Source organism: Lacrimispora sphenoides (genome assembly GCF_900105215.1).
Lineage (GTDB): Bacteria > Bacillota > Clostridia > Lachnospirales > Lachnospiraceae > Lacrimispora > Lacrimispora sphenoides_A.
In genome coordinates this window covers 1,094,728-1,114,256 of the sequence record NZ_FOIP01000001.1, presented here as the reverse complement: position 1 = coordinate 1,114,256, position 19,529 = coordinate 1,094,728, and the positions used below count along the sequence as shown (strand labels likewise).

The window sequence follows — 19,529 nt, the reverse complement described above, 5'->3', positions numbered from 1 at the left end:
ACCAAAATAGATTAGCTGTATTTAGAAATTAATACTAATATTTTATGGTTGCACGATAATGCCGTTATTCACATTGCATTATCGTTTGCTTCTGATATTATAAGCTCATAAATTAGAATTGTCAATTTACTATAGTACAGTTAATCTAGGAGGTTGATGTAAATGGCTGATATGATGCGAATCCAGTCGGACATTGAGAATCTGAAAGGTATTTCAGAACCATGTGATGCTGGAACAACTAGGATTGGTTTTACACAAGTCTACCGACAAGGAGCAGATTTTTTTAAGAGCCGCATGAAGGAAGCAGGTTTGGCTGTAAGAGAGGACGGGATCGGCAACGTATACGGCAGATTGGAAGGAACAGAGAAGGGGTTACCTGCTATTCTGTCCGGCTCACACTTGGATACGGTGAGGTGCGCCGGGGCTTTTGACGGAATCGCCGGAGCGGTATGTGCCCTGGAGGCGGTCAGGATGATCAAGGAAAAGGGGATAACTCTGCGGCATACTTTTGAGGTTGTCGGAACTATGGAAGAGGAAGGTACACGTTTCGGGCAGGTACTTTTAGGCAGCAAGTTTATAACCGGTGTGTTCGGTGAGAAAGAATTGGATGCAATCCGAGATTCAGAAGGGATCACTTTAAGGGAAGTCAATCGTACTTATCTGCCTGCCTATGTCTGTCCGTCATATAGGGAAAGCGACGAAATCTTAGCGTTTATAGAATTGCATGATGAGCAGGGTCCGGTTCTTGAAACTGAGAACATTGACATTGGCATTGTTGAGAACATCGTTGCAATTTCCTGGCTTACGGTAACGGTCACCGGCTTTGCAGGTCATGCAGGAACGGTTCCCATGCCTTTGCGGCAGGATGCAGCCTCAGGTGCATGTCGTTTAGTGAATCACATCGCGTGTCACACTACCCAGCATTATGCGCATAGTGCTACTGCCACAATTGGTAAGTTGGATTTGTTGCCGGGTTCTTCAAACTGCATTCCATCTAAATGCATTTTTACTGTAGATTTACGTTCAGGTAAGATGTCAAATATTGATGAATTGACTGCCTTCATTCAGCAAAGGGCCAGAGAAGTGGCAAAAGAATGCAATGTGGATATTGAGGTTCGCATTGATTCCCGTCAGGATCCAATTGAAATGGACGGGCATCTGTGCAGCATGATTCAGGAAAGCTGTGAGCAGTTAGGGTATTCCTACCGCACTATGAACAGTGGAGCAGGGCACGATGCAATGATACTTTCTGCACGTTGGCCGGCTGCCATGCTGTTTGTCCCATGCATCAAAGGCATTACCCATAATCCTGAGGAGTACGTTTTTCCCGAGGCACTTGCAAAAGGAACGGATGTATTGTATCAAACCATACTTGCTTTGGACAGTAAGGCGTAAGAAAATGCTATGCATTTCTTGATAGATGAAACTTAATAAACCAAAAATGATTGAGGAGGAAATTAACTATGGAAAACATTGAAGGAACAGAGGGAGCAGTAAGCATGAAGGACAATGAGAGTAAGGAACCGGTTTCCTGGGCTACTTTATTCTGCCGGTTGTTCGCACACCTCGCTAAAGAGGTAGTTGAAAAATTCGGCGAAGAAGGAGAACAGGCAATTAGAGATGGAGTTTGGGCTTTTGGTGAAGAGAGGGGACGCAACATTGCTGAGCGGGCAAAAGCAAATGGCTGTAAGATTGATGCTTTCAATTATCTACCTAACTATGATATGGGCAGAAGTGATGATTTTACCGCCGAAAATACATATGGGGACAATCAGGTGGAGCAACTCTTTACTCAGTGCGGATTTGCTGAACAATGGATTAAAGATGGAATGGAAGAATACGGAAAGCTGTATTGTGACGTTATCGATCCAGCTATTGCAAAAGGTTACAGCGAAGATTTGGAATGTATCCATGACAGACGTATTTATGAAAATGGAGTCTGTTCATTCTGTTTCCGTATGAAAGACAAAGATGCGCATAATTAGGTTAGATACAGAGGTCGTATGTTGATAAGATCAAAAAATTGAATAAAAATGGGAGATTACTATGGGAGAAAAAGAAGTATCAAAAGCAAATACTAATAATTCACTGTACAATAAATACTCTCTGAAAGAAAAACTCAAGGGTATGGGGCCTGGAATTTTGGTTGTCGGTACTTTTATGGGGCCAGGTTCTATAACCAGTGCTACCAGGGCTGGAGCCAGCTTTGGTTTCGCATTATTATGGACTGTTGTGTTTTCTATTATCGCCGTAATTGTTTTACAGGAAATGGCATCCCGCTTCGGAATTGTTACACAAACAGGTCTGGCAGAGGGGATTATGTCATATTTGGGAGACAAGCCGGTTATACGTAAAATAATGGCTGCTGTCATTGCATTTTCTATTACTCTGGGTGGAATGGCCTATATGGGCGGTGACTTGACAGGAACTGCTATGGGTGTGTCCTCAATAACTGGAATACCTTCAAATATCGTGGCAGCTGTATGGGGGTGCTGTATACTTATAATAATTAATATCAGTGATGATATTCTTAAAACGCTAATGAAGCTTCTGTCGGTTACGGTAACAGTCATGGCCGTGGTGTTTACGGCAACAATGATTATTACAAAACCAGATATGGGCGAAATATTTAAGGGTATGATTCCAACGATACCCCATGGCTCGGCACTAACCTGCGTTGCGATGATAGGTACAACAGTAGTACCGTATAACATGTTCATTCATGCAACAAGCTCTAGGAGAACCTGGTCAGACCCTAAACAGCTTCCCCTTTCCAGATTTGATACAACTATAACTATGATTATAGGCGGTATTATTACTGCCGCAATCATGATTAGTGCAGGTACTGTTATCCGCGGTGTTGAAGTAACTTCGGCAGCAGATATGGCAGGTTCACTGGAACCGCTGCTGGGACGTTTTTCAAAGCCTTTTTTAGCTATTGGAATGATAGCGGCCGGAGTCTCGGCCTCCACTGGTACTCCGCTGGGTGTTTCTTTTGTTTTATCTGGTCTGTTTGGCTGGGAAATGCACAGAAAAGATAAACGTTTTTTTTATACCAATGTTATTGTTCTTGTAACGGGAATTGTAGTTGCCTTGTCCGGGTTTAAACCCGTAAGTATCATTATGACAGCGCAGGCGGTAAATGGAATTTTTCTTCCAATTGTAGTTTTTCTGTTAATTTATTTAACCAGTCGTGAGAAATTGATGGGTAAATATAAGAGTACTCCTATTCAGAATGTATTGGGTATCCTGGTAGGAGTGGTAACCCTTATTGTGGGCATTAGCAGTTTAATATCTTTTTTATAAATTAAGTATCAAAAAAGGCGTTGATTTATTTTTAATAGATCAACGCCTTTCATCTGGCCGGTGGACACACTTCAGAAACCGCGGAAATGAAGTTCTCAGCTGCTGCGAAGCTACTTTCGGGATAAGCTATCGCATATTAAAGAGCCAGAATTGGGGATTAAAGAAGTAAATTATCTTTATTAATTTGTATTAGCAGCTGATCTATCAATATTTGCTGAATTAAAGGCTCATTTCCAAGTCCTGACAGAACGCAGTCTACTTTAAAACCTGCTGCAGTTAAAACAGAATATAAAGATTCCTGATGCTTGCCGGCCATGTCGTGAAAGACGTGATAACCGGCAAGCATTAGTAATGGAATTAACCGTATATATTTTATACCTCTTTTATGTAACATTGCAATAAAGTCACCTATATCCGAAAGAAAATCAAGAGTTAACACATAATAATTTATGTGATGATTATTATGAAAATATGTTTCAAGTTCATTGTAATAAATACTGGATGAGTGGGAGCTGCCATGCCCTAAGAATACAATTGCCTCATCATCATTGTGAACTGGATATAGGGTTGCAAGGGAAGTGGAAATTGGACCATAGCATTCTTTCGCAGCCAGTAATGGTGTGCAAATGTTGATCTCATTAAATAAATGTTGATGATCAGCCAGAGTTTGTTGCATTTTAAGAAAACTATGACCAGGCAGTAGGAATGTTGGTAGGATAAAAAGTGTAGTTATTTTATTATAATATAGCTGTTCCAGCACCTTAAAGAGAAAAGGCAGGCCCGTGGAATCCTTATCCTGTCCATGGCTAATGATTGCTGGATATACAGCATAGTCTTGTAAGGCTGATTTTAATTGTTTTTCTAGTGCTAAGATAAAATCATTACCGGTACTTAAAGAATTTTTACCATAACTTACAATTAGAATTGCTTTTTTTGATTGATGCAGATCCATAGTGATAGGGCTCCTTTCATCTTAAAATGTCTTTTTATATTAACCAATAAAACCTGCAAACAAATGAATAAATATCATAGAGGAAGCAGCAACAGCTAACCAAGTGCAGCCACCAAGAATAATAGGCTTAATACCTTTCGTTAATAAATCTTTGAATTTGATCTTGAATCCTACGCCTGCTAATGCAATGGTAATAAATAATTTATAACCGGATTTTAGGTACTTATCTAGTCCGTTAACTAAATCAAACAAACCCACTGTATTTAAAACTGCCATTATTAAAAAGCCAAGGATAAACCATGGGAATACTTTTAATACGGTTTTTGAAATACTTGTTTGCTCCGCATTTGTAGCATTGTTCTTAGATTGTTTACGTACTGTGATTATAGTAAAGATCACTGCTAATGCAATGAGCATAGTAGTACGTGTGAGCTTCACTGTAATTGCTAGATTTAAGTCTAAACCATTTATTGCATTATATGTAGCTTCAGAAGCTGCAACACTTGATGTATCATTGATTGCAGTACCTGCAAGGAATCCAAATTGATTGGAAGTTAAATTAAGTGCACCTGCTAAGTATGGGTATACCAGAGCTGCTAATATATCAAAAAGAAAGATCGCTGTCATAGCGTAAGCAATCTCAGTTTCCTTTGCTTTAATAATAGAAGCGAGAGTAGCAATGGCCGTACCACCACAGATACAAGTTCCTCCACCAACTAAAGTACAAGTATTCCAGGATTGTTTTAATTGTTTACCAACGAAATATGCTACTGTAAAGGATAAGCAGATATTTATAATGATTAAAGGAAGCGCTTTCGCACCAAATCCTAAGATTTGAGCAAAATCAAGTGTTCCGCCTGCAAGGATGATACCTAAGTTCAAGCACTTTTTACCTGCAAAAGTTGTACCTTTTTTAAAGTCTTTGTCTACGCTAGGTAAGATGTTTACAAGAAGCATTCCGATAAATAGACCAATCATTGGTGCACCAATAATATTTTGAAGTTTTCCAAGATAAGTTGCTATGATTGCAATAACAACGCAGGTCCCAATAGCTAAGTAAGATTTTTTGTTCATCATTTGTAATGTCCCCTCAAACTGGTTAAATTTTTAACAATAAAAGTCCGAAATAATAACCGAATAGAGTAAATGCTCTATCGGTTATTATAAAGCCTATATTAACAAGTTGCGCCGCCTACTAAGTGAAGCTTAGCATCTAAGATTTCCTGTTTGCGGTCTAGTAAATCATTTGCGTATAACTGAGCTTGAACATTTTCAAAACCAATACGGGAAATCGTATCGGATAAACGTTCTCCGGTTTGTCCTTGTTCTCTAAAGAGGAGAATTGTTTTTTCAATGATTGCTAAAGCTTCCTCTTTGCTGGTGAATACACGATCAAGAGAAATTCCGTGTGCTACTTTTTTGCCCCATCTACCACCTATGTAAATCTTGTATCCGCTTATGCCATCTTCGATGCAATCAAAATGACATTTACCGACGCAACGGCCACAGTTATTACAGACATCTTTATCAATCGTAGGAACACCATCTACTAAAGTTGCAGCATCCATAGGACAGGATTCTACAACAGAACATTTTTTACACGCATTACAATTATCTTCATCATAGTTAGGAATTAATTGACCGATAATACCTAAGTCGTTTAAGTCTGGCTTTACACAGTTATTAGGGCAGCCACCTACAGCAATTTTAAATTTATGAGGTAATTTTACGCTTGCATAGCCATTATAAAAACGTTCGTGAATTTCTTCTGAAAGTTCAAATGTGTCAATAAGACCATATTGGCAAGTGGTTCCTTTGCAAGATACAACCGGACGTACTTTTGAACCGGTACCACCGGTAACAAGTCCTTCCTTTGCAATATATTCACGGAACTTCTCAATGTTATCGTAATGAACGCCTTGGCATTCAAGTGTTAATCTTGTTGTCATAGTAACGATACCGTTACCATAAATTTCAGATGCCTCAGATAAGCATTTGTTTTGAGCTGCAGTAATTTTACCATTTACAGTAATAATTCTTGCTGAAAAGTTATCAGTTCCCTTGTTTCTAAGAAACCCAAGGGCCTTTACTCTTTTTTCATCTTCTGCAGTTACTTTTAATTGTGTCATGTTTTTCCCTCCATAAAATTAGTTGACTTCTATCTATAACTCAATTGAATTAAATATAGATCCACCTTCAAGAACCAAAGTATTTGTATATCCGAAGTGTTTCAGGCGATTTTGTAATAAATAGGCTCTTTTACCTTTGGAACAGGCCAGTAATAGTTTATCATCCAATGAATAGTCCGCGACTTTGCCGGTAACCTTTGTTAAATCCATATAAGGAGCGCCTGTAATGGATGGGGCAATAGAGGCATCAATTAATTTGTAACCTTCAGCCTTACCAGCCTTGTAATCTGTTGGAGTGATACTATTAAAAGCACCACTTATTTTATTTAAAAGAACATTCACCGTATGGGATAATGGATGAATTGCTGTAGAGAATGGAGGTGCATACGCTAAATCCATGTTCTCGATATCTTCTAAAGTTGCCTTCATCGTAAGGGCTGTAACTGCGATATCAATCATTTTATCAACGCTGCCTTTACCTAATACTTGAAGACCTAATAATTTCTTTGTAGTTTTATCAGCAATCATTTTTACTATAAAATAAGATGCCTCTGGATAGTAGTGTGCTTTATCATCCACTACAGTAACAACACTAACAGCATCATAGCCAGCTGCGATTGCCCCTGCTTCTGTTAAACCAGTTCTTCCTACATTAAGTTCAGGTAATTTGCAAACACCGGTGCCAAATACACCGTGATAGGATATGCGGCCTCCGGCTATATTTCTGGCAGCAATACGTCCCTCAATATTAGCGGATGAACCCATAGGGGACCAAGCGCTTTCTTTCGTTAATGCATTGGATACACAAGCACAGTCACCAACTGCATAGATATCGGGATCGTTTGTCATAAGAAATTCATTTACCTTGATTGTCTGATTTTTCATTAATTCCAGACCAGTGTTTACAGCAAAGGATGTGTTAGCACGAATACCCATTGCAAGAATTACTGCATCACATTTGATAGCACGTTTTCCGGTTTGAACTTTCTCAACTTTCTCTTCACCAAGAATTGCTTCTAATCTGGTATTAGTCATTGCCATAATACTATGGTCAGCCAAGTGATTTTCAACATACTCTGCAAATTCAGGGTCAAAACCAGGTAAGATGTGATCAGCCATATCCAGTACAGTTACTCGTACACCTTGGAGGCTTAAGTTCTCAGCAACTTCAAGGCCAATAAAACCACCACCTACAACGACTGCACGTTTGATCTTTCCTGCTTCTACTGCTTCGCGAAGACCAATGGCATCTTCAGGAGTTCTCATGTAATATACGCCATCTAAATTAACACCCTCGATCGATGGTTTAATTGGGCTTGCTCCGGAAGCAATCACTAACTTGTCATAGGAATATGTAGAAAGTTCGTTCGTTGCTAGGTTCTTTGCTTCTACAGTTTTTTGATCTCGGTTCATTTTGATAACTTCAGTCTCAGTCAATACTGTGACACCAGTTAACGCTGAAAAACTAGCTGGTGTGTTGACTATTAATTGCTCGCGTTGCTCGATTACGTTACCCACATAGTAAGGCAATCCACAACCAGCGTAGGAAATATCCTTGCTTTTGGTTAGAATCGTTACGTCATAGTCGCGGTTTTCACGTTTTAACTTTGCTGCAACCTTAGTACCTGCGGCAACGCCGCCAATAATTAAAATCTTCACAGCTACACCCCTTTGTTTATTTTTTAACATATGTTTAATATAGCACTTGTTTTAATATAATAAAAGTGATAATATCTTATCGAAGTCATAGGTAAAACCTATGATAGAAAATAAAATAGAGGTGATTCCATGACGATACGCCATTTAAGAATATTTAACGAAGTAGCACAAAGTGGGAAGATGAGCATTGCTGCAGCTAAGTTTTATGTATCCCAGCCAACCGTAAGTCAAGCAATTAAGGAGTTAGAAGATCATTATGGGGCGCTATTGTTTGAACGGTTATCGAAAAAACTATATATAACAGAAAAGGGAAGACAGTTGCTTTCATATTCTAAGCAAGTGGTAGAACAATTTGATTATTTAGAAAGTAAAATGTTTGAAACAACAGGGTATCAAAAGCTTAAAATTGGTTCAACGATTACAATAGGAAGCTGTCTTATATGTGATATATTGAATTCATATCAAGAGTTAAATAACGAAGTTGAAATCTATTCCTACATAAACAACACACATAATATTGAAGAGAAGATATTGAATTCTGAGTTAGATATTGGTCTTGTAGAGGGCAGAGTAAAGAGTCCGGATTTAGTGACGATACCTGCGGTAGACGATTACTTGGTTTTAGTATGTAGTGCAAATCACCCTTTTGCAAAGAAAAAGAGTTTTACATCAAAGGATCTAGCCGGAGAAAAATTTGTAATGCGGGAAGAAGGAAGTGGAACACGAGAGCTATTTGAAAACTATTTAAAAGAACAAGAAGTATCCATAAATATTAGCATGGTTGCAAATTGTCCAACAGCAATGATCCGATCTGTGATAGATAATCATTGTTTGGCTGTACTATCCATTCGGCTTGCAAAAGAGCAGATTGAAAATGGTAGTATCGTTGTAATTAAGAATAGGGATACCACATGGAATCGCTCCTTTAGTATTGTATATCATAAAAACAAATTTATATCAAAGCAAATGGAAGAATTCATTGATCTAGTTAAAAAATATAAGTATGCAGAAATCTTCGATCGTTTGTTGTAGTGATATAGGTAAATCTTATGATTATCTTAGAAGATTCTTATTTGTATCAATATAGGTGCTGTGTTATGTTAAAAGTAACGATACTTGGAGTTTCGATCCTTAAGTAGAATGAAAAAGTGAGGTTATAAATATGAACATCAGCATGGTGGGGATTGACTATAATACCGCTAATATCGAAGATAGAGAGCATTTATCTCTAACATTTGAAAAACAATTAGAAATTGCAAAAGTAATAAAAGAGAGATATCACTCGAGCGGTTGTATCATATTATCTACCTGCAATCGAACCGAAATCTGGTTTAGTGAATTAGGTACGTCTGAAGTAGAATGCTTTAGTCAGCTAGTGATAGGTGAAAATGCCAAAGAGACTATGCGTAGCTTTTGTGTTTACAGGCAGGGGGATGAGGCAGTAAATTACTTAATGGAATTAGGTTGTGGTATTCACTCCCAGATATTTGGTGAAGATCAGATTTTAACTCAATTAAAACAAGCTCTGCAACAAGCAAGAGAGTATCAATATATAGACTCTGTTTTAGAGTGTTTATTTCGAATTGCTATTACAGCTGCAAAAAAAGTCAAAACAAATATTCAAATAGCAAAGAGCAACACTTCCCTGCCTCACGCAATTGTAGAACAACTGGAAAAAGAACAGGGTGATTTAACAGGGAAATCTTGTTTAGTAATTGGTAATGGAGAAATGGGTCGTTTAATGGCTCAAAATTTATTAGAGAAGAAGTGTGAGGTTTGGATGACCCTTCGCCAATATAAAAAAAGTAAAGCAATCATTCCGGAAGGCAGTGGAGTGGTATTATATGATGAGAGATATGAACATATTGCGTCTATGGACTATATTTTTAGTGCGACTAAAAGCCATCATTTTACCATAAATAAGAATTTGTTTGAGAATAAAAGACGGAAAGGAAAGCATTATTATCTGATTGATATGGCAATCCCAAGAGATATGGATCCAAGTGTAGAAGAACTTGATGGTGTAAGTGTATTCAATATAGATTACTTTACTCAGGAAGCAAATGGTAGAGAAAATGTATTAGAAGAAACAAGGGAAGTGTTATCTGAGTATGTAGATGAATTTAAACAGTGGTATCAATTTCGTAATCTTGCATCAACGGTTGATGGCATCAGTGATATTGTTAGTGAAATTACAGATGCTAAGTTGACAAAAGTCTATAAATCAATTGATATATCTAAGGAACAACAAGAACAATTGCAATCTAATGTTCAAATGGCTACTAAAAAAGCAGTATCTAAGATTATATTCGGACTACGTGATGTCTTACAAATTGACGAATGTGAAGAAGTACTAAAAGCGTTGGAACAATCAGCAATGTATTGCGTTAAGTAAACAAGTCTTGTAATTACATAAGTATGCTAATTAGGTAGGAGGAGAGATTTGAAGTTCCCAGTATTTATAGATTTACAGGATAGAAAGATTATAGTGATTGGTGGGGGAAATATAGCCTTAAGAAGAATACAAACGTTGCTTCCGTTTGGCGGGGAGATAACGGTTATTTCACCTAACTTGCATGAAGGTTTACTTGATTTATTTCATAACCATCAGATTGGTTGGTTACAAAAAGAATATGCAAAGGGTGAGTGTAAGCAAGGATATATGGTTTTAGCATGCACCAATGATAGAAAAGTTAATTATTCCGTTTATAAGGAAACAAAAGAAATGGACTGTTACCGTAATATTTGTGACTGTAAAGAAGAGAGTAATTTCTATTTTCCTGGTATTGCAAGTAAGGGAGAGATTGTAGTTGGAATAACAGCCAGCGGTACGAATCATCATTTAGCAAAAAATGTGACAAGGAAAATACAACAGGAATTAGAGACAAATGCCTGGGAGACAAAGTTTTCAGATTATGGAAAGGCTTAATTATAAATATGAAAAAGAATAAAATTGTAGTGGGTAGTCGAGATAGTAAATTAGCTGTAATGCAGACTGAATTAGTAATGAAAGAGATTATGCGCTACAACCCGGAAATAGAGCTAGAGTTAATTACGTTAAAGACTACCGGTGATTTAATATTAGATCAGAGCTTAGATAAAATTGGTGGAAAAGGTCTTTTTGTAAAGGAATTAGACCAAGCATTGCTAGATGGTAGAATTGATATTGCAATTCATAGCTTAAAGGATATGCCTATGGAAGAGAATGAAGAACTTCCAATTGTGGCGTTACCAAAGCGAGGGGATGCAAGAGATGTATTAGTGCTCCCACAAGGATGTGAATTCGTAGAAAATGAAGATAAGGCTTTATACTATCAAAATATCGGCTCTTCTAGTGCAAGAAGAAAGTTACAAATAAAAAAAATAATTCCAGATGCGTGTACAAATATTGTTCGCGGAAATGTAATTACGAGACTGGCTAAATTAGATAGGGGAGAATATTCCTCTTTGATTTTAGCAGCAGCAGGGTTACAAAGAGTTGGATTGCCTCAACGTATTAGTCACTATTTTTCGGCGGAAGAGATGATTCCGGCAGCAGGTCAAGGCATTCTTTCCATTCAAGCCAGAAGAGATATAGATGTCGAATTCTTAAAATACATAAATGATGATAATACCACATATGCAGCCTTAGCTGAAAGAAGCTTTGTCCGCACTTTAGATGGAGGCTGTTCTTCTCCAATCGCAGCGCATGCAACGGTAGAAGGAGGATATATAAAGTTAATCGGCTTGTATTATAATGAGATAACTACAGAACATAGAGTTGCCGAAGTTGTAGACCGCAAGGAAAGAGCAGAAATAGTCGGAGAACAATTAGCATTACGCTTAAGAGGTGAGATTGGATGATGGCAGGAAAAGTGTGGTTAGTCGGCGCAGGACCATCGGATCCCGGATTGCTTACGATAAAAGGAAAAGATGTTTTAGAGCAAGCGGAAGTAGTGGTATATGATCAGTTGGTAGGACAAGGAATTCTTCAGATGATACCAAAGTCTGCTAAGAAGATAAATGTAGGGAAATATTCAGGAAATCATACGGTAGTACAAGAGCGGATTAATGAAATTCTTTTAGAAGAGGCTTTAGAGGGAAAAAGAGTAGTAAGGCTAAAAGGCGGTGATCCCTTCTTATTTGGTCGAGGGGGAGAGGAGCTTGAGTTGCTTTGTGAACATGGTGTTCCTTATGAGATTGTACCAGGTATTACATCTGCAATCTCTGTACCTGCCTATGCAGGGATACCGGTGACTCATCGTGATTTCACCTCCTCTTTGCATATTATTACCGGACATAGAAAGAAAGGATGCCAGGAATCCATAGATTATAAAAGTTTAGCAGCGCTTGGAGAAACAACACTCGTGTTTTTGATGGGGGTTGCTGCATTACCTGATATTTGCAGAGGATTAATAGAAGCAGGAATGGATCAAACGACTCCTGCAGCAATATTAGAACGTGGTACAACAGCAAAGCAGAGAAATGTGATTGCAACTATTGCTACTTTGCCAGAGGAAGCCACAAAGCAGAATATAGGAACACCTGGAATTATTGTAGTAGGCAAAGTGTGTTCACTTTCTCAAACCTTTGCTTGGGCAGAGAAGAGACTGCTTAGCGGAGCAAGAGTGGTTGTAACAAGACCAAAAGATAAAGTATCCTCACTTGCAACAAAGCTATATGATCTTGGAGCAGAGGTGGTCATGTTATCAGGAACTTCTGTAAAGCCAATTCTGGATAACCCCCAATTGATAGAGGTACTTAATACAATCAAGGATTATAAATGGATTCTGTTTGGAAGTGAAGTGGCTGTAGATATATTTTTCGATCGTTTATTTCAACAGCAGATAGATATTCGAAGCTTATGGAATTGTCATTTTGGAGCAGTAGGACCTGCTACCCGCAAGGCAATAGAGAAAAGAGGTATTCGTGTAACCTATATGCCAGAGAAATATTATGGAATGGAACTTGGAAAAGGAATTGCAGCAATGGCCCAGCCGGAAGACAAAGTGCTTGTATTAATACCCAATGAAACAGACAGCGAACTTGCTAATTATTTGTCTATTACAAATGTTCATATGAAGGCTGTTCCATTGTACGATATTATTTATGAAGAAAATGAACAAGTATGTATCGAGGAAACAGATATTGTAACATTTACAAGTGCTTCAACAGTTCGCAGCTTTGTCAAAACAATGAAGGATATGGATTTTCATAAGGTTCAAGCAGTTTGTATTGGTGAGCTGACGGCGAAAGAAGCAGCATTGCATGGAATGAAAATTACAGCTGCAAAAGAAGCTACCATTGATAGTTTAATTGAAAGGGTTATAGAAATAAATATGAGGGGATCGTGTCACTGATTCACACAATGACAATAAACTATGCAAAAGAACTTGCTAAATTTATAAAGGATGGGAGAATTGGTTAATGACTAAATCAGAACAACTATTTGAACGGGCAGTAAAACATCTTCCAGGTGGAGTAAATAGTCCGGTAAGGGCATTTTTATCAGTAGGAGGAAGTCCGCGTTTTATTGAGTCGGCAGATGGGGCTTATATCTATGATGTAGATGGAAATAAATATATTGATTATATAAATTCATGGGGGCCGATGATTCTAGGTCATAATCATGAAATTATCCGCAAGGCAGTGATAGAAGCAGCACAAAAAGGTTTAAGTTATGGTGCTGCTACAGAAGTTGAAGTTGAAATGGCAGAACTATTATGTGAAATAGTTCCATGCTTTGAAATGGTCCGAATGGTAAACTCAGGAACAGAAGCAGTAATGAGTGCTATTCGAGCTGCAAGAGGATATACAAGAAGAAGTAAAATTATTAAATTTGAAGGCTGCTATCATGGTCATAGCGATGGTTTATTAGTAAAAGCAGGGTCTGGAGTAATGGCTGCTGGAATTCCTGACAGTTTGGGAGTTCCTAGTAATATTGTAAAAGACACATTACAAGCAAAGTATAACGATCTGGATAGTGTTATCGAATTATTTGAGCAGAATAAGGATGAAATCGCTGCGATTATTGTAGAACCAGTGGCAGCTAATATGGGAGTTGTATTACCGCAAGAGGGATTTTTACAAGGTCTAAGAGAGTTATGTACGAAACATAGAGCACTTCTGATTTTTGACGAAGTAATTACAGGTTTTCGCCTTTCTTTAAGCGGAGCACAAGGTTATTATAATGTCATGCCAGACTTAGCTACATTTGGAAAAATTATAGGTGGTGGTATGCCGGTGGGGTGCTATGGTGGACGACGCGAAATTATGGAAATGGTGGCACCAGTTGGTCCGGTATATCAAGCAGGAACCTTAAGTGGGAACCCGGTTGCTATGGCAGCAGGTATGGCTCAGCTTAAGTATTTGAAGGAACATCCGGAGGTTTATACTAAGATTAATGAACTTGGAGAGTATTTTAGGAATAAGGTAGATTTGTTATTTGGCAGGTATAATATAAAGTATCAAGTGACTGGGATAGGTTCACTAGCATGCTTTTTCTTTGCTAATTCTAAGGTTACGGATTATGAGACGGCAAAGATGGCAGATACGAAGGAATATGCAAGATATTTTAGATTTATGTTAGAACATGGAGTATATATAGCACCTGCTCAATTTGAGGCAATGTTCTTTTCTTATGCACATACTCATCAGGACGTTGAAGACACTCTTCTTGTTATTGAACAATATTTAAAGTCAATATAATAATAAAAAAGCAGAAAGCCTGAATATGACACTTCCTAAAGAACAAAAATAAGATGAAAGATGATGGAGCTGAAAAAATGAGTAAAGGAAAAGCAAAACATTTGGTGGTGATCTCCTATGATGCATTTTCTGAAGATAACTGGGAAAAGGCAAGTCGGCTTCCCAACCTTTCCCGATTAATAAAAAGCGGAGCGTTCAGTACAAAATTAAAAAGCGTCTATCCGACTCTTACCTATGTAGTGCATACCACTATGATGACCGGCGTTTATCCGGATAAGCATGGAATCTATCATAATACCCCTCTCCAGCCTTTTATTGATGAAGAAGAACAGGCGTGGTTCTGGTTTAAAAAGGATATCAAGGCACCTGCTGTGTATGATGCTTTGAGAAATTGTGAAATGAAATCAGCCGGAATCCTTTGGCCTGTTACCGGAAAGGCCTACATTCGCTATAATCTTCCGGAGATAAAGGCAATCGGACGTGAGAATCAAGCGCTTAAGATCTTAAAAAATGGAAGTCCATTTTTTTGCATGGGGCTTGAGAAAAAATATGGAAAATTAAGAAAAGGGATTGAACAGCCTTACCTGGATGATTTTACAGCCATGTGCGGACAAGACACCATTCTAAGTAAAAAACCGGAACTTCTGATGATGCACTTCATTGAACTGGACGATGCGAAGCATCATTATGGGACAGACAGTCCTGAGATTGACAAGGTTCTGATCCGGATGGATGAAAGAATCGGTAAGATTATCGAGGCAGTTCGGGAGGCAGGCATTTTTGAGGAAACGGTTTTTCTGGTGTTGGGAGATCATGGGCAGAAAAATGTAAGGTACAAGGTGAAGCTGAATCAATTGTTAAAAGAAGAAGGCCTTATTTATGAAGAAAATGGGAAAATGTTTTGGAGAGCCTATATACAGTCTGCAGGAGGATCTGCCTATTTGCACTTAAAGGAAAATGACGAGGATGCGAAGCAGCGTGTACTACAGATTCTTCTAAAAGCGGCAGAAGAGAAGAACCTAGGTATTGAGAGGATCTATACCAGAGAAGAACTGGAACGTTTTCATGCGTTCCCGGTTTCGGGGTATATGCTGGAAGCAAAGACTGGTTACTGTTTTGATGACAGCCTTACCGGGACCCTTGTGACTGACTTGGAGAAAGAGAATAGAAAGTATGCAACTCATGGGTATTCTCCAGAGAAACCAGAGTATCAATGTGGCTTTGTAGTATCAGGAAATTGTATTAAGAAAGAATACCAGTTGGGAGAAATCCAGATGGTAGATATAGCTCCTACGATTGCAGCAATTCTCGGCATTGATTTCGGCCCTTGTGACGGCAGAGTGTTGGATGAGATATTCAGAATTGGGAGCAATTGCTATGTGACGGTGAATCGAAGGTAATGGTTGACATAATGCCTGTTTTATAATATAAGATAGCGAAACTGTAGTAAAGGCTGTTATGCTTGCCTTGACGATGGCTAAGCCCAAAAGCTTATTATTAATAAGCTCGATGTGGCTGGTTGTTGAGAACTGCCGCATGATTGTGGAAAACAAACAGCGAAAGTTGTCCAGACGTGGATAGTGCATCCTATAGCCTGGAGGCCAGATAAAACCATGCAAAAAATGCAACTTAAGAAAAATACTCCAACTTTCAAACCTTGATTGAAAGTTGGAGTTAAATTTTAAAACGTTTCCATTACCTGATAATGCTGATCACCCACCTGATATACAGAATGACAGGATATATGCGAATTTTACGGCTATGATTTTCATCGCACATTCTGAAATTACTGAAAAAGTAGTTATTGCGTATCGCCGGAATCAGTAGTATAGGAATATGTTTCTTCCGGATAGTAGGTCATATCCCTGTTGTCAGTCATTTTCTCTGGAGAGAAATCCTGGACATCCATGGAACGGAACCAGAAAGGTAGATTGGACAGGTTGAATCCGGCCGGGATTAAGATTACCTGACCTTCTCTCAGATTGCCGGGAGTCAAGCCGCGATTCAGAGCCATAATGGTATCTACGGTGGTGCAGTATCGATGAGCAAGAAGCCATAAAGTATCATTTCGCTGAACGACATGGGTTCGAAGACCTTCTGGACAGCGGCTCGGTGGAGTTGGAACCGGAGGACGGGGAGCTCTTCTTGCCGGGACGCAAATGGTCTGCCCCACTGTTAAGTTCTGTGGATTTAACCCTGGGTTTGCCGCTCTAATAGCAGCAACGGAAGTATAATAACGTTGTGCAATCATCCATAGTGTATCACCGCGTCTAATGGTATAAGGAAACAGTCCTTGAGGACAAGTAGCCATAATATTACTGCCTTTCAATAAAACAATTTGTCTTATGTTATGCTTAGAAAACGGAAAAGTACCTGTCATTCTTGGCCTAATTTCAATTTATATGACGGATAGGACTCCATTCGATGGGACGCCATATCCTGCAAAATGAATTTGATTTAGTACAAAATAAAAACATGGTAATATTTTTTTGCCCAAGCTATTATGATAATACCAATATAATAATTAAAAATAGCTCACCAGCCATTACCTGTCTCATGAGCCATGAATCATGAGTTTGTTAACAGGCAAATGACTGCAGGCAGTCTGGAGGACATATGGTATTATCGGAGGACTTAATTGCTAAAGGATTTTCCTTACAAGATACGGTTGAAAATGACATGGAAAAATACATAGATATAAAAAGAACCTGCCATAAGAAATACATAGATGAATACAATGATGGCTGGATCGATGATATACAAGTTATATTAAACACAGCTGGCTTTCATAGAATGTTAAAGTATAGTTGCTTCAAAAAAATACTGCGATTCAATACAATAATTGGCTTTTTCGCATTTAATGAACTACCGGATAAGATCTGTGAGATATCCCTTTACCTCACCGGACCTGCTCAGATGAAAGGGATAGAAGCATTTTATCTAAAGCATATTACGACCCTTTCCAAACAGGTAAACAAGCCGATATTTTTATATGTTTATAAATCCGATCCAGTTCAAGAAGTATATAAACAATTCGGATTTAAAATATATGACCAATCAAGAGCACAATATATAATGAGTTTTAACCAAGATGATACAAATGATATAAATAATTCATATGATACCAGAAGCTATATGAACCGCCTTTTTATAAATGGATAAAAAGAAAAGGATATAGTAAAGTGTAAATAAATAACAGCCAGCCTCTTATGCTCAAAGCAATTATTAAAGGCTGGCTGTTATCTGCAAATTCCTTATTCACTGTATTTCATGTCACAATTCCCCCCCTAATGAGATCCGTCAACGGACGCTAGAAGCTCCTCTGTTTGGTTGATGGTTTCTAACGAGGGATTACCTTCGGCGGAATCGCGCTCACAAAAGGCTTGCCGTTTAAGTTTCTTATATGTTCATCTTTTGCTTTATTTATAATCTCAGGATTCTCCAATAGATCTAGAGCGGTCATTGCAATGATCTTTCCGGCAGTGATCATTCCCTTATGTGCAATGCTTGATTTACCGGTGGCAACCCACTGCCAGGAATGGGCAGGAGTTCCGTTTGGGGCAGTCGTGACCACAGCGGTAGCTGTTGGGATAGTCCAGCTTACATCCCCTACATCCGTGGACCCGCTCATGGGCTTGCTTGGGAAGGCAAGGGGAGCGACCAGACGGTTAATAGGGCTTTTAGCTTCTTCTTCAATGACTGATTTCTCTTCCCCTGGTAGAAAGGCTTCAATCTTTCTCGCAATCTGGTTCTTGGTGGCCTCCGGAAGCTGGTCATAGAACTGCTCTGCATATGCCATTTCCTCAGTAGTATATTCAATGGGACTTACCTGCTTTAAGTTATCATACATGATCTTTCCCAGTTCATGATTGACCAAATAGCTGGTGCAGGCGGAATCAAAATCGATTTCAAGTTCTGTTTCAGTCATCATTGCTGCGCCCTGGGCAATCTTGACCACACGGTCGTAAATTTCTTTTGCCTGGTCTGTCCTGGGGGCGCGTATAAAATAATAAAGCTCTGCCGTAGGCTGTACCACGTTGGCTGAGGTTCCGCCTGCATCTGTAAAGGCATAATGAACCCGTCCTTCATCGATTATATGCTCTCTTAGGAAGTTTACGCCGATGTTCATCAATTCTGCAGCATCCAATGCGCTACGTCCATGCTCTGGCGCGGCAGCAGCATGAGCTGCCCGTCCCTTAAACCGGAAGTAAGTCTGAAAGACTGCCAGGGAGCTGAAATCCCAAATGCCTGTAGAATCCATGGGATGCCATGTAAGGGCAACGTCAGTCCCATTAAAAATACCGTCCCTTGCCATAAATGCCTTCCCATAGCCGCTTTCCTCTGCGGGGCAGCCAAACAGGCGTATGGTGCCTGAAAGCTTAGCTTCTTCCATGTAATCCTTAATGCCCACAGCGCCTGCTATTGCTCCGGCGCCTAACAGGTGATGCCCGCAGCCATGGCCGCTCTCCCCTAGTTTGATGGGACAAGGAGCTGCAACATCGGATTCCTGGCTCATGTTGGTCAAAGCATCGTATTCGGCAAGAATTCCGATTACAGGACTTCCCTGGCCATACTCGGCAATGAAGGCATCCTTCATTCCCGCAAGACCCCTGGTTATTTTAAAGCCTTCTTTTTCCATTGAAGCACATAATAAGTCAGCAGACTTATCTAAGGTAAAACGGGTCTCCGCAAATCCCCATACCTGATCGGAGATATCTGTAAATAGCTCTTTTTTTTTCTCAATTAATTCTATAATCCTTTTTTTACCGCTCATAGCGAATCTCCCTTCCTTGTTT

Annotated in this window: 17 protein-coding genes; 11 read left to right on the top strand and 6 right to left on the bottom strand. The window is 39.0% G+C overall.

What is annotated here, in order from left to right; all coding sequences use genetic code 11:
• Positions 1 to 162 precede the first annotated feature (162 nt).
• From BMW45_RS05005 to BMW45_RS04995, 3 genes are all read left to right on the top strand, one after another.
• On the top strand, positions 163 to 1,395 hold the full coding sequence (locus BMW45_RS05005) for a M20 family metallo-hydrolase (RefSeq protein WP_092241035.1): 1,233 nt from the start codon (positions 163 to 165) through the stop codon (positions 1,393 to 1,395).
• Between the two features lie 68 nt (positions 1,396 to 1,463).
• Positions 1,464 to 1,985 carry an L-2-amino-thiazoline-4-carboxylic acid hydrolase gene (locus BMW45_RS05000; RefSeq protein WP_242882908.1) on the top strand — a complete coding sequence of 174 codons (522 nt, stop codon included), beginning with the start codon at positions 1,464 to 1,466 and terminating at the stop codon, positions 1,983 to 1,985.
• A 61-nt stretch (positions 1,986 to 2,046) separates the two neighbouring features.
• The gene (locus BMW45_RS04995) at positions 2,047 to 3,306 is read left to right on the top strand and encodes an Nramp family divalent metal transporter (protein ID WP_092241032.1); all 1,260 of its coding nucleotides are present in this window, start codon (positions 2,047 to 2,049) and stop codon (positions 3,304 to 3,306) included.
• A 157-nt stretch (positions 3,307 to 3,463) separates the two neighbouring features.
• On the opposite strand, the gene BMW45_RS04990 is transcribed toward BMW45_RS04995, so the two are convergent.
• The 4 genes from BMW45_RS04990 to BMW45_RS04975 all read right to left on the bottom strand — a co-directional run bounded on the left by BMW45_RS04990 (position 3,464) and on the right by BMW45_RS04975 (position 8,046).
• A complete protein-coding gene (locus tag BMW45_RS04990) occupies positions 3,464 to 4,258 on the bottom strand; it encodes a sirohydrochlorin cobaltochelatase (protein WP_092241030.1) in 795 nt (264 codons plus the stop codon).
• Between the two features lie 39 nt (positions 4,259 to 4,297).
• Positions 4,298 to 5,335: a YeiH family protein gene (locus BMW45_RS04985; RefSeq protein WP_242882907.1), complete on the bottom strand. Its 1,038-nt coding sequence runs from the start codon at positions 5,333 to 5,335 to the stop codon at positions 4,298 to 4,300.
• 98 nt (positions 5,336 to 5,433) lie between these two features.
• Complete coding sequence (locus tag BMW45_RS04980; RefSeq protein WP_092241028.1) at positions 5,434 to 6,387, bottom strand: (4Fe-4S)-binding protein; 954 nt, start codon at positions 6,385 to 6,387, stop codon at positions 5,434 to 5,436.
• A 33-nt stretch (positions 6,388 to 6,420) separates the two neighbouring features.
• On the bottom strand, positions 6,421 to 8,046 hold the full coding sequence (locus BMW45_RS04975; RefSeq protein WP_092241026.1) for an FAD-dependent oxidoreductase: 1,626 nt from the start codon (positions 8,044 to 8,046) through the stop codon (positions 6,421 to 6,423).
• A gap of 129 nt (positions 8,047 to 8,175) precedes the next feature.
• Here BMW45_RS04975 and BMW45_RS04970 point away from each other — a divergent pair, with 129 nt between their 5' ends.
• The 7 genes from BMW45_RS04970 to BMW45_RS04940 all read left to right on the top strand — a co-directional run bounded on the left by BMW45_RS04970 (position 8,176) and on the right by BMW45_RS04940 (position 16,133).
• A complete protein-coding gene (locus tag BMW45_RS04970) occupies positions 8,176 to 9,078 on the top strand; it encodes a LysR family transcriptional regulator (protein ID WP_092241024.1) in 903 nt (300 codons plus the stop codon).
• 130 nt (positions 9,079 to 9,208) lie between these two features.
• Complete coding sequence (gene hemA, locus BMW45_RS04965; RefSeq protein WP_092241022.1) at positions 9,209 to 10,441, top strand: glutamyl-tRNA reductase; 1,233 nt, start codon at positions 9,209 to 9,211, stop codon at positions 10,439 to 10,441.
• A 48-nt stretch (positions 10,442 to 10,489) separates the two neighbouring features.
• Positions 10,490 to 10,975, top strand: a complete 486-nt coding sequence (locus tag BMW45_RS04960) for a precorrin-2 dehydrogenase/sirohydrochlorin ferrochelatase family protein (protein ID WP_092241020.1) — start codon at positions 10,490 to 10,492, stop codon at positions 10,973 to 10,975.
• A gap of 8 nt (positions 10,976 to 10,983) precedes the next feature.
• Positions 10,984 to 11,889, top strand: coding sequence for a hydroxymethylbilane synthase (gene hemC, locus BMW45_RS04955; RefSeq protein WP_092241018.1), 906 nt, complete (start codon positions 10,984 to 10,986; stop codon positions 11,887 to 11,889).
• A complete protein-coding gene (gene cobA / locus BMW45_RS04950) occupies positions 11,886 to 13,385 on the top strand; it encodes a uroporphyrinogen-III C-methyltransferase (RefSeq protein ID WP_092241016.1) in 1,500 nt (499 codons plus the stop codon). The genes hemC and cobA overlap by 4 nt, the downstream gene beginning before the upstream one ends.
• Positions 13,386 to 13,452: 67 nt before the next feature.
• A complete protein-coding gene (gene hemL, locus BMW45_RS04945; RefSeq protein WP_092241014.1) occupies positions 13,453 to 14,733 on the top strand; it encodes a glutamate-1-semialdehyde 2,1-aminomutase in 1,281 nt (426 codons plus the stop codon).
• A 77-nt stretch (positions 14,734 to 14,810) separates the two neighbouring features.
• Positions 14,811 to 16,133, top strand: a complete 1,323-nt coding sequence (locus BMW45_RS04940; RefSeq protein WP_092246180.1) for an alkaline phosphatase family protein — start codon at positions 14,811 to 14,813, stop codon at positions 16,131 to 16,133.
• Positions 16,134 to 16,534: 401 nt separating this feature from the next.
• Here BMW45_RS04940 and BMW45_RS04935 read toward each other — a convergent pair whose 3' ends face one another.
• Positions 16,535 to 17,044 carry a LysM peptidoglycan-binding domain-containing protein gene (locus BMW45_RS04935; RefSeq protein ID WP_085961647.1) on the bottom strand — a complete coding sequence of 170 codons (510 nt, stop codon included), beginning with the start codon at positions 17,042 to 17,044 and terminating at the stop codon, positions 16,535 to 16,537.
• 305 nt (positions 17,045 to 17,349) lie between these two features.
• On the opposite strand from BMW45_RS04935, the gene BMW45_RS04930 reads away from it, so the two are divergent.
• The gene (locus BMW45_RS04930) at positions 17,350 to 17,895 is read left to right on the top strand and encodes a hypothetical protein (protein WP_092241012.1); all 546 of its coding nucleotides are present in this window, start codon (positions 17,350 to 17,352) and stop codon (positions 17,893 to 17,895) included.
• Positions 17,896 to 18,073: 178 nt separating this feature from the next.
• On the opposite strand, the gene BMW45_RS04925 is transcribed toward BMW45_RS04930, so the two are convergent.
• Positions 18,074 to 19,507, bottom strand: coding sequence for a M20 family metallopeptidase (locus BMW45_RS04925; protein WP_092241010.1), 1,434 nt, complete (start codon positions 19,505 to 19,507; stop codon positions 18,074 to 18,076).
• Positions 19,508 to 19,529: the final 22 nt, after the last annotated feature.

Bases quoted from the DNA above. Each gene is read 5' to 3' on its own strand.
- BMW45_RS05005 (WP_092241035.1), top strand. From the start codon at position 163: ATGGCTGATATGATGCGAATCCAGTCGGACATTGAGAATCTGAAAGGT.
- BMW45_RS05000 (WP_242882908.1), top strand. From the start codon at position 1,464: ATGGAAAACATTGAAGGAACAGAGGGAGCAGTAAGCATGAAGGACAAT.
- BMW45_RS04995 (WP_092241032.1), top strand. From the start codon at position 2,047: ATGGGAGAAAAAGAAGTATCAAAAGCAAATACTAATAATTCACTGTAC.
- BMW45_RS04990 (WP_092241030.1), bottom strand. From the start codon at position 4,258: ATGGATCTGCATCAATCAAAAAAAGCAATTCTAATTGTAAGTTATGGT.
- BMW45_RS04985 (WP_242882907.1), bottom strand. From the start codon at position 5,335: ATGATGAACAAAAAATCTTACTTAGCTATTGGGACCTGCGTTGTTATT.
- BMW45_RS04980 (WP_092241028.1), bottom strand. From the start codon at position 6,387: ATGACACAATTAAAAGTAACTGCAGAAGATGAAAAAAGAGTAAAGGCC.
- BMW45_RS04970 (WP_092241024.1), top strand. From the start codon at position 8,176: ATGACGATACGCCATTTAAGAATATTTAACGAAGTAGCACAAAGTGGG.
- hemA (WP_092241022.1), top strand. From the start codon at position 9,209: ATGAACATCAGCATGGTGGGGATTGACTATAATACCGCTAATATCGAA.
- hemC (WP_092241018.1), top strand. From the start codon at position 10,984: ATGAAAAAGAATAAAATTGTAGTGGGTAGTCGAGATAGTAAATTAGCT.
- cobA (WP_092241016.1), top strand. From the start codon at position 11,886: ATGATGGCAGGAAAAGTGTGGTTAGTCGGCGCAGGACCATCGGATCCC.
- hemL (WP_092241014.1), top strand. From the start codon at position 13,453: ATGACTAAATCAGAACAACTATTTGAACGGGCAGTAAAACATCTTCCA.
- BMW45_RS04940 (WP_092246180.1), top strand. From the start codon at position 14,811: ATGAGTAAAGGAAAAGCAAAACATTTGGTGGTGATCTCCTATGATGCA.
- BMW45_RS04935 (WP_085961647.1), bottom strand. From the start codon at position 17,044: ATGGCTACTTGTCCTCAAGGACTGTTTCCTTATACCATTAGACGCGGT.
- BMW45_RS04930 (WP_092241012.1), top strand. From the start codon at position 17,350: ATGGTATTATCGGAGGACTTAATTGCTAAAGGATTTTCCTTACAAGAT.
- BMW45_RS04925 (WP_092241010.1), bottom strand. From the start codon at position 19,507: ATGAGCGGTAAAAAAAGGATTATAGAATTAATTGAGAAAAAAAAAGAG.